The organism is Embleya sp. NPDC059213, from assembly GCF_042754445.1.
Taxonomy (GTDB): domain Bacteria; phylum Actinomycetota; class Actinomycetes; order Streptomycetales; family Streptomycetaceae; genus Embleya.
This window is the reverse complement of the sequence record NZ_JBHZAV010000268.1, coordinates 1-10,074: the sequence shown is the minus strand read 5'-3', so window position 1 is coordinate 10,074 and position 10,074 is coordinate 1. Positions and strand designations below refer to the sequence as shown.

Here is a 10,074-nt window from a genome sequence, read left to right as displayed (position 1 = left end):
GGCCGAAATCGGCTCGCCCGGCGCCCGGCCGTCGGTGTTCCGCCGGTTGTCCGGGCCTTGGCCGCGGTTGCCCAACGGCCTTACCGGCAAGGCGTCTTCCGGTACCGGATGGGGTTTTGCCCCGCCGCTTCTTCGTCTCTTCTTCGCCTGCCCGCCACGAGCCGACCCCCCGCGCATCACGTCGCGCGGGTCAGGGTGTGGGCGTCGACGCTCGACCGTCGTCGACCGGAGCGAGAAGGAGACGTCCATGTCCGGATGGAAGACCGTCACGGCCGCAGTGTTGGCCGGGGCCGCCATCGTCGCCGCCCCGGGAACGGCCGCGGCGGCGGACCGCCACGGCGGCAACCAGCGCGGGTCCTTCGACCTCCAGGCACACCGCGGCGGTCTCGGGCTGACCGTGGAGAGCACGCTCGCGTCCTTCGCCAAGGGCCTGGACGTAGGCGTGTCCACCCTCGAACTCGACGTGCAGATCACCGAGGACGGCCGCGCCGTGGTCACCCACGACCGCAAGGTCGACGGGCGCAAGTGCGCCGACACCGCACCGGTGCGGGCCGGCGACCCGGAGTTCCCCTACGTCGGCAAGTACGTCAACACGCTCAGCCTGGCCCAGGTCCGCACGTTGGACTGCGGGTCGCGGCAGTTCCCCGGTTTCCCCACGCAGACCACCTCGCCCGGCGCCCGAATGCCGCTGCTCACCGAGGTGTTCGACCTGGTCCGGCGTCGGCACGCGCACGGCGTGAAGCTCAACGTGGAGACCAAGGTCGAGGCCGGCGCGCCTCAGGAGACCGCGCCGCGCGAGCAGTTCGTGCAGACGGTGGCGCGCGAGGTGCGCCGGGCCGGGCTGTTGCGCCAGGTCACCATTCAAAGCTTCGACTGGGGTGCGCTCAAGCGCATGCGCCAGGTCGAACCGCGCCTGCCGCTGGTCGCGTTGACCAACTACGACTTCCTTCAGGTCGGCAAGCCCGGCGCCTCGCCCTGGCTGGGCGGCCTGGACATCGACGACTTCGGCGGCGACCCGCTGCGCGCGATCGCCTCGTTCGGGGCCGGCACCTTCTCGCCCGTGCACGGTTTCCCGCAGAACGGCAAGGTGACCGATCCCGACTACCGTCCGTACGTGACCCGGGAGATGGTCGCCCGGGCGCACGCGCGGGGCATCAAGGTCGTGCCGTGGACCATCGACGACCCGGCGACCATGGCCAAGTTGATGGACGACGGCGTGGACGGCCTGATCACCGACTACCCGGACCGGTTGCGGGAGTTGCTGGCCGCGCGCGGACTGCCGCTGCCCAAGCGGTATCCGGCTCGCGGCTGATCGATCCGGCCGCACCGCGGGCCGGGCGCGGAAAGGGTCCGGGCGCGGAAAAGGGCCGGGCCCGTCGACACGTGGTCGACGGGCCCGGCCCTGGCTGCGGCTACTGCACGGCGGCTGTCGCCGTGCGGTTACTGCCTGTTGACGCTCGGATCAGAGGTTGACGCCGTGCGCGCGCAGGTAGGTGACCGGGTTGATGCCGCTGCCGTAGTTCGGGGTGGTGCGGATCTCGAAGTGCAGGTGCGGGCCGGTCACGTTGCCGGTCGCGCCGGAGAGGCCGATCTGCTGACCGGTGCTCACCGTGGCACCGACGCGAACGCTGATGCTGGACAGGTGCGCGTACTGCGAGTACTTGCCGTCCGCGTGCTTGATGACGACCTCGTTGCCGTAGGCACCACCGTTGCCGGCGCTGACCACGGTGCCCGAGGTGATCGCCTTCACCGAGGTGCCGGTGCCGACCACGAAGTCCTGGCCGGTGTGGCTGCCGCTGGACCACAGCTTGCCGCCGGTGCCGAACGCGGTGCCCAGCGAGCCGCTCACGGGAGCGACGTAGCCGGAGGCGTTGACCGAGGAGCTGCCGGCCTTGACCGAGGCACCCTTGGTCGCGACCGGGGCCTTCTCCTTGACCGTGGTCTTCGGAGCGACCTTCACCGACGCGGAGGGCTTGGCCTGCGACGTGGTCGTGGTCGTGGTCTCGGTCTTGGGCGCGGCCTTCGGCGCGACCTCGGCCTTGGCGGTGGCGGCGGCCTTGGCCTTGCCGGACAGCTTGAGCTTCTGACCGATCTGGATGACGTCCGGGTTGCCACCGATCACGGCGCGGTTGTCGGCGTACAGCTTGTGCCAACCACCGGTGACGGCCTTGTCCGCGGCGATCTTGGACAGGGTGTCACCCTTGACCACGGAGTACGAGGAGGTGGTCGACGCGGCGGCCGGGACGACCTCGATCTTCGGGGCCGGGGCGGTGGTCGGCGCGGACTCGGCCGGCTTCTCGGCGGCCTTGGGGGCCACCGTGACCGAGGTCTTGGCCGAGCCGGCGGCCTTGGTGCTCGGCGAGACGGCGGGCTTGGCGCCGCCCTTGGTCAGACCCGCCGGGCCGGAGGTGTTCGGCCACGCGCCGGGGCCCTGCACGGCGAGGACCTTCTCCGCGATGGCGATCTGCTGGTCCTTGGTGGCCAGGTCGGCACGCGGGGCGTACTGCTGACCGCCGAACTCGTTCCAGGTGCTCTGGGTGAACTGCAGGCCACCGTAGAAACCGTTGCCGGTGTTGATGTGCCAGTTGCCCGAGCTCTCGCCCATGGCGACCTTGTCCCAGGTGGAGACGGAGGCGGCGTTGGCGGTCGCGAGACCGGTGATCAGCGGGGCGGCGACGATCGCGCCGGCCATTCCGAGGGTGAGCGCGAGACGCGTCTTCTTGGGCATACGGGCAGGGGTGTTGAACGACTGCACGAAGATTTTCCTTCTCCCACGCCTACGAAGTGAGCTGTCGGATTCGGGCTGGAGAGTCTCGCCCGGCCGTGTTCGGCCCTCGTGAGAGGGACGGGCACGGCTTCACCCCAAGCCGTCCGAATGGGCGTCTGCGTCACAGACGCCCGGGACGGCATTCCACTTGGTTCCCCCGCTCCTGCCTTTCGGGTTTCGTACCGTGGCCTCGCTCCGGCGGCAGGATTCGGCGAACCGGGAGACCATTTCGCCGAGCACCGGACCGGTGTGGCGAAGCACCAAGCTACGCACACCCCGACCGGGAACCAAACATCACGATTCGCCGAAACCGAAAAATCAGGACGTAAGCGTGGAATATCGGGACCTAAAGTCCCGGACGCGGTACGCATTGTGCCCGAGTTGCTCACGCTGAGCCGATAGGGGAATCACCATGGGTGAAATTCCGGAAAACTCGGTTCACGCTGCGTACGAGTTCCTGACCATCGGTATGCGTGATGTGACGTGCGTCATGCGCTCGATAGCGGAGCGTCCGAATTACCCCCATATATACGTCCCAATTTGCCTGCCGGCCCGGTCTCCGCCGGGGTTGTGACCGCCGGGAAGTGGTGCGCGTCTCGGGGCTTCACTTGGATTCGATCCGCCTCATGGGGACGACGCTCTCCGGCAGAGCCTGCTGTTTCGCTGCCCGGCCGGCGTCGTCGATACCGAGTACGTGGCGCGGGTGGGTCGAGATGGCCCGTTGCATCAGGGCGGCGCGTTCGGGGTTGTCGGCGGTGGTCTCCCGGGACCTCGTAGCGGGTGCCCGGTCGAGCGCGACCGGGAGCCGTATCGGCTCGGCGGTCCCGGCGACGGGACGCTCGCGGCACCGGGCGCGGCCGGTCCCGTTCGGGCCCGGCCCCGGTCACCCCCCGTATTCAGGCCCGCCAACCTCGTCGATCGGGTGGCTTGGGACGGAGGGGGTGGGGGCATGGGGGCGGGCATGGAACGATTCGAGATTGCCATCTTCCCGTTCAACGACCAGGACATGGCCGCCGACGCCCGGGGCCCGGCGGTGCGCTCGGCGGTGGTCGAGGCCACCGGCGAGGTCGGCGCATCGGGCCATCCGCGCTACGCGGGTGAGGGTGTGGTGGCCGACATCGACCCGAGGTCGCGCACGGTGGAGGCGATCACCATCGACGGCGCCGAGATCGAGGACGGGTGGAGCGTGCGGATCGTCCCGGCACCGGGCTGAGCCGATACCGACGAGGGCGGCCGTCGACACCGCGGACCCGCGGGTCGAACAGCCGCCCTCGACATCGTTTCCGGCCGACCCGGCGGGTCGGCGATCGGGCTCAGACCGCGGCGGACAGCGCCTCGAACTGCTCGTCGGACAGTCGGATTCGGGCCGCCTCGGTGTTCTCCTCCAGGTGCGCGACGCTGGAGGTGCCCGGGATCGGCAGCAAGACCGGGGAGCGGTGCAGCAGCCAGGCCAGCGCCAACTGTGAGGGCGCGGCGCCCTGTTCCTTGGCGACCTGCTCCAACGGACCGCCCGGCCGCGCGAGTTGGCCGGTGGCGATCGGGAACCACGGGATGAACGCGATGTTCTCGGCCGTCGCGTAGTCGAGCACGCTCTCCGACTTGCGGTCGGCCAGGTTGTACAGGTTCTGCACGGAGACGATCTCGACGATCTCCCGGGCCTGGCGCAACTGCTCCACGGTGACCTCGGACAGGCCGATGTGCCGGATCTTGCCCTCCTGCTGCAACGCGCCGAGTTCACCGAGCTGGTCCGCGAGCGGGACCTGCGGGTCGATCCGGTGCAGCTGGTAGAGGTCGATCCGCTCCAGGCCGAGGTGACGCAGGCTCAGTTCGGTCTGCTGGCGCAGGTATTCGGGCCGGCCCAGGGCGCGCCATTCGCCCGGTCCGGTGCGGGCGAAGCCGCCCTTGGTGGCGATCACCACGTCCTCGGCGTACGGGTGCAGCGCCTCACGGATGAGTTGTTCGTTGACGAACGGGCCGTACGAGTCGGCCGTATCGATCAGATTCACCCCCAGTTCGACGGCGCGGCGCAATACCCGGATCGCCTCTTGGCGGTCCTTTGGTTCGCCCCAGACACCGGTTCCGGTGAGTTGCATGGCGCCGTACCCGAGCCGGTGCACCGGCAGGTCGCCGCCGAGCGGGAAGACACCGGAGGCGTGGGCGGGGCCGGACGCGGACGAGACGGTCATCGGTTCTCCGTAGGGGTCGGGCGGCCCGGGCGGGCCGGACGGCGCGGACGAGGTCGAGGCCATTGTGCCCCCGGCCTCGGGCGTGGTCACCGGGATACGTCCCGCACGCGTGGTGCAGGTCCCCGGTGACGTGTCCATCCGCAGGATGACCAAGTTCGGGCGCGTACTTGTACACAACGACGCATTCGCGGCAGGGCGCTGCTCCCTAGTGTGTGCCACTCGTCGAGGCACTCGATCCACGGATGGAGCTGTTCATGGTCTGGCTCATACAGGACTATCGCGAGGAGGACCTCGCGGCGGTGGTGCACCTGATCGACACCACGACCGAACTCGGCCAGGAGTCGGTCTTCTCGCTGTCGGAGTGCATCAACGCGCTGACTTCGCGACAGCCGGCGGTGGTTGCCCGGCGGGACGGCGCGGTGGTCGGTGCGGCGCTGGCCACGGTCTCCGAGGGGCGGGCCTGGGTGATGCGGATCGCCATCTCGCCCCCCGCGCGCGGCCTGGGGCTGACCAGTACGCTGCTGCTCGCGCTGGAACGCCGGTTGGTCGAGGACCGGGTGCGCCGGATCGCCTACGTGCTGCCCGAGGAGGACTCGCGCGAGTTGGGGCTGCGCAACGCGGGCTACGAACGGCGGCCGGCGGTGGCCTACTTCGAGAAGGTCGAGCCGGTCGACGACCATGCGGCGGAAACCCTGGACCGGCTCGGCGGGCGGATGTTGCCGGGCGACCTGTGGTCGAAGGTGGCCGGCATGGAGGTGGAGAAGAACCTGATCGAGCGGCGGGTGGTGTTGCCACTGGCGGATCCCGAGCGGGCCTTCCGACACGGCGTCGAACCGCCCAGCGCGATCGCGTTGTTCGGCCCGCCCGGGACCGGCAAGACCACCTTCGCCCGGGCGATCGCCTCCCGTCTGGGTTGGCCGTTCGTGGAACTGCTGCCCTCGCGGCTGGCCGACGGCGGCAACCTGGCCGCCGCGCTGCGCGAGGCGTTCGGGCGGCTGGCCCGGCTGGAGCGGATCGTGGTGTTCATCGACGAGGTCGAGGAGATCGCGCCGGTCCGGCACGCCCGGCCCAGTGCCGGCCACGCGGTGACCAACGAACTGCTCAAGCTGATCCCGGCGTTCCGCGAACACGGCGATCGGCTGCTGGTGTGCGCGACCAACTCGGTGCGCTCGCTGGACCCGGCGTTCCTGCGGCCGGGGCGGTTCGACTACATCATCCCGGTGGGCACACCGGACGCGGATGCGCGGCGGGCGATGTGGACCCGGTACGCGTCGGCGCGCCCGGACGTGGACCTGGACGCGCTGGTGGCGGCGAGCGAGCTGCTCACCCCCGCCGACATCGGGCACGCGGCCCGGATCGCCGCCCAGGCGTCGTTCGAGCGCGACCTGTTCGACGAGTCCGCGAGCGGCGAGGGACCCGGCGCCCACACCCGCGACTACCTGGACGCGCTCGCCCAGTCCCGCCCCACGGTGACCGCGAGCATGGTCGAGCTGTTCGAGGAGGACATCACCACCCACGCCCGGGTGTGAGCCGATCGGGCGCCGCGCCGGCCGGGCCGCCTGGACCCGGGCGGCCCGGCGGCCGCGCCGACGGCTGCCCTTGACGTGTCCGGCTACGGGGTCGTACGTTCGTTCGCGTTGATTGAAACGTTTCATTTTCTTCTCGGTGGTGTCAGGAGAGTGCTTCCATGACGGACGACGCGATGGTGCGGGCCGCCTTGCGTGCTCAGCGGATCGAGACCCCCTCGTGGGCCTACGGCAACTCCGGCACCCGGTTCAAGGTCTTCGCCCAGCAGGGTGTGCCGCGCGATCCGTTCGAGAAGATCGCGGACGCCGCACAGGTGCACGCCTTCACCGGCGTGGCGCCGATCGTCTCGCTGCACATCCCGTGGGACCGGGTCGAGGACTACACGAAGCTGGCCGAACACGCCCGGGAGCACGGGGTGCGGATCGGCGCGATCAACGCCAACGTCTTCCAGGACGACGACTACATGCTCGGCAGCGTGACCAACCCCGACGCCCGGGTGCGCCGCAAGGCGATCGATCACCTGCTCGCGTGTGTGGACGTGCTGGACGCGACCGGCTCGCGGGACGTGAAGTTGTGGTTCTCGGACGGGACGAACTACCCGGGCCAGGGCGACATCGCCACCCGACAGGGGCACCTGGCCGAGGCGCTGGCCGAGGTGTACGCCCGGCTCGGTGCGGATCAGCGCATCCTGCTGGAGTACAAGCTCTTCGAGCCCGCGTTCTATCTGACCGACGTGCCGGACTGGGGTACCGCCTACGCGCACTGCCTCAAGCTCGGCCCCAAGGCCGTGGTGTGCGTGGACACCGGACACCACGCGCCGGGCACCAACATCGAGTTCATCGTGGCGTTCCTGCTGCGCGAGGGCCGACTCGGCGCGTTCGACTTCAACTCGCGCTTCTACGCGGACGACGACCTGATGGTGGGCGCGGCGGACCCGTTCCAACTGTTCCGGATCATGCACGAGGTGGTGCGTGGCGGTGGGCTCGATCCGGCCGAGGGGGTGAACTTCATGCTCGACCAGTGCCACAACATCGAGCCGAAGATCCCCGGCCAGATCCGTTCGGTGACCAACGTCCAGGAGGCCACCGCCAAGGCGCTTCTGGTGGACGCCGACGCGCTGACCGATGCGCAGCAGGCCGGCGACGTACTCGGCGCGAATGCCGTGCTGATGGATGCCTACAACACCGATGTCCGGCCGCTGCTGCGGGAGTTGCGCGAGGAACAGGGGCTGGCGCCGGATCCGGTGGCGGCCTATCACGCGTCCGGCTACGCGGAGCGGATCCGGGCCGAGCGGGTCGGGGGCACGCAGGCCGGCTGGGGCGCCTGAGCCTTCCGGGTGCGGGTGCGGGGCGTGGGCGTGCCGGTGTTGCCGCCGCGTTGTATCGATGGTTCCGATTCACAAGGAGATTCGCCGATGTCCGGCACCTCGTCCGAGGTCGATCGTCTGCTGGAGCGTTCCCGTGCGCTGGGGGCGGATCCGCGTAACACCAACTATGCCGGGGGCAACACCTCCGCCAAGGGCGAGGGGACCGATCCGGTCACCGGGTCGACGGTGGAACTGATGTGGGTCAAGGGCTCCGGCGGCGACCTGGGCACGTTGACCGAGGACGGGCTCGCGGTGTTGCGGGTGGATCGGCTGCGTGCGCTGGCGGACAGGTATCCGGGGGATGAGCGCGAGGACGAGATGGTCGCCGCGTTCGACTTCTGCGCGCACGGCAAGGGCGGCGCGGCGCCGTCGATCGACACCGCGATGCACGGTCTGCTCGACGCCGCGCACGTGGACCACCTGCATCCCGACTCGGGCATCGCCCTCGCCACGGCGGCGGACGGGGAGAAGCTCACCGCCGAGTGCTTCGGCGACACCGTGGCGTGGGTGCCCTGGCGTCGACCCGGCTTCCGGCTCGGCCTGGACATCGCGGCCATCCGGGCGGCCAACCCGAACACGATCGGCTGCGTACTGGGTGGGCACGGGATCACCGCGTGGGGCGACACCAGCGCCGAGTGCGAACGCAACTCGCTGCACATCATCCGGACTGCGGAGAAGTTCGTCGCGGCGCGGTTCGACCCGGCTCGGCATCCGTTCGGCGAACTGCTGGCCGAGCCGCTGCCCGAGGAGCAACGCCGGGCCCGGGCAGCCGAGTTGGCTCCGGTGGTGCGGGGTCTTGCCTCCACCGATCAGGTGCGGGTCGGGCATTTCACGGACAGCGCGGAGGTGTTGGAGTTCCTTTCGCGGGCCGAGCACCCCAGGCTGGCGGCACTGGGTACCTCGTGCCCGGACCACTTCCTGCGTACCAAGGTCCGGCCGCTCGTGGTGGACCTGGCGGCCGACGCGCCGATCGAGGACGTGATCGCCCGACTGCGCGAACTGCACACGAACTACCGGTCGGAGTACGCCGCGTACTACGCGCGGCAGGCCGAGCCGGACTCCCCGGCCATGCGGGGTGCCGACCCGGCGGTGGTGTTGGTGCCGGGTGTGGGCATGTTCTCGTTCGGCAAGGACAAGCAGACCGCGCGGGTGGCGGGCGAGTTCTATGTCAACGCGATCAATGTGATGCGGGGCGCCGAGACGATCTCGACGTACGCGCCGATCGACGAGCGGGAGAAGTTCCGGATCGAGTACTGGGCGCTGGAGGAGGCCAAGTTGGCTCGGCAACCGGCGCCGCGTGCGTTGGCCGGGCGGGTGGCGTTGGTCACCGGCGCGGGGTCGGGCATCGGGAAGGCGATCGCCGGGCGGCTCGTCGCCGAGGGCGCGTGTGTGGTGGTCGCGGACCTGAACGCGGCGAGCGCGGCCGAGGTCGCCGAAGCGCTCGGTGGGCCGGATCGGGCGGTCGCGGTCACGGTCGACGTGACCTCCGAGGAGGGCATCCTGGCCGCGTTCGATGCGGCGGCGTTGGCCTTCGGCGGGGTGGACCTGGTGGTCAACAACGCGGGTCTGTCCATCTCCAAGCCGCTGTTGGAGACCACGGCGCGCGACTGGGACCTCCAGCACGACGTGATGGCGCGGGGGTCGTTCCTGGTCTCGCGGGAGGCGGCTCGGGCGATGATCGCGCAGGGGCGGGGCGGTGACATCGTCTACATCGCCTCCAAGAACGGGGTCTTCGCCGGGCCGAACAACGTCGCGTACGGGGCGACCAAGGCCGATCAGGCGCACCAGGTACGGCTGTTGGCGGCCGAGTTGGGGGCGCATGGGATCCGGGTCAACGGGGTCAATCCGGATGGAGTGGTGCGGGGGTCGGGGATCTTTGCGGGGGGATGGGGGGCGGAGCGGGCTGCGGTGTACGGGGTCGAGGAGGAGCAGCTCGGGGCGTTCTATGCGGGGCGGACGTTGTTGGGGCGGGAGGTGCTTCCGGAGCATGTGGCCAATGCGGTGTTCGCGCTTACGGGGGGTGAGTTGTCGCATACGACGGGGTTGCATGTTCCGGTCGATGCGGGGGTCGCGGCGGCGTTCCTGCGGTAGGCCCGCTGGGGGGCCTCGTGTGGGGTTTGGGTTGGGTTCGCCTCAAGCGCCGGCGGGGCTGGGTGGCCTCATGCGCCGGCGGGGCTGGTTGCCCTCAAGCGCCGGGCGGGCTGGTTCGCCTCAAACGCCGGCGCGGC

At 70.2% G+C, this 10,074-nt stretch carries 7 protein-coding genes and 1 riboswitch; of the genes, 5 read left to right on the top strand and 2 right to left on the bottom strand.

Annotation, left to right across the window (positions count from 1 at the left end; all coding sequences use genetic code 11):
• The first annotated feature begins 247 nt into the window (after window positions 1–247).
• Window positions 248–1,312, top strand: a complete 1,065-nt coding sequence (locus ACFXMF_RS44515; protein WP_379992902.1) for a glycerophosphodiester phosphodiesterase family protein — start codon at window positions 248–250, stop codon at window positions 1,310–1,312.
• 150 nt (window positions 1,313–1,462) lie between these two features.
• Here the strand turns inward: ACFXMF_RS44515 and ACFXMF_RS44510 are convergent, their stop codons facing one another.
• On the bottom strand, window positions 1,463–2,728 hold the full coding sequence (locus ACFXMF_RS44510) for a transglycosylase family protein (protein ID WP_379992596.1): 1,266 nt from the start codon (window positions 2,726–2,728) through the stop codon (window positions 1,463–1,465).
• Window positions 2,729–2,759: 31 nt separating this feature from the next.
• Window positions 2,760–2,991: riboswitch (cyclic di-AMP (ydaO/yuaA leader) on the bottom strand.
• 737 nt (window positions 2,992–3,728) lie between these two features.
• On the opposite strand from ACFXMF_RS44510, the gene ACFXMF_RS44505 reads away from it, so the two are divergent.
• The gene (locus tag ACFXMF_RS44505) at window positions 3,729–3,980 is read left to right on the top strand and encodes a hypothetical protein (RefSeq protein ID WP_379992594.1); all 252 of its coding nucleotides are present in this window, start codon (window positions 3,729–3,731) and stop codon (window positions 3,978–3,980) included.
• Between the two features lie 100 nt (window positions 3,981–4,080).
• On the opposite strand, the gene ACFXMF_RS44500 is transcribed toward ACFXMF_RS44505, so the two are convergent.
• Complete coding sequence (locus ACFXMF_RS44500; RefSeq protein WP_379992595.1) at window positions 4,081–4,953, bottom strand: aldo/keto reductase; 873 nt, start codon at window positions 4,951–4,953, stop codon at window positions 4,081–4,083.
• A 254-nt stretch (window positions 4,954–5,207) separates the two neighbouring features.
• Here ACFXMF_RS44500 and ACFXMF_RS44495 point away from each other — a divergent pair, with 254 nt between their 5' ends.
• The 3 genes from ACFXMF_RS44495 (at window position 5,208) to ACFXMF_RS44485 (ending at window position 9,937) form a co-directional block, all read left to right on the top strand.
• Window positions 5,208–6,482 carry an ATP-binding protein gene (locus tag ACFXMF_RS44495; protein WP_360309164.1) on the top strand — a complete coding sequence of 425 codons (1,275 nt, stop codon included), beginning with the start codon at window positions 5,208–5,210 and terminating at the stop codon, window positions 6,480–6,482.
• A 158-nt stretch (window positions 6,483–6,640) separates the two neighbouring features.
• Entirely contained in the window at window positions 6,641–7,807 is a 1,167-nt protein-coding gene (gene rhaI / locus ACFXMF_RS44490; RefSeq protein ID WP_379992699.1) for an L-rhamnose isomerase, read from the top strand.
• A gap of 87 nt (window positions 7,808–7,894) precedes the next feature.
• Entirely contained in the window at window positions 7,895–9,937 is a 2,043-nt protein-coding gene (locus tag ACFXMF_RS44485) for a bifunctional aldolase/short-chain dehydrogenase (RefSeq protein WP_379992700.1), read from the top strand.
• Window positions 9,938–10,074: the final 137 nt, after the last annotated feature.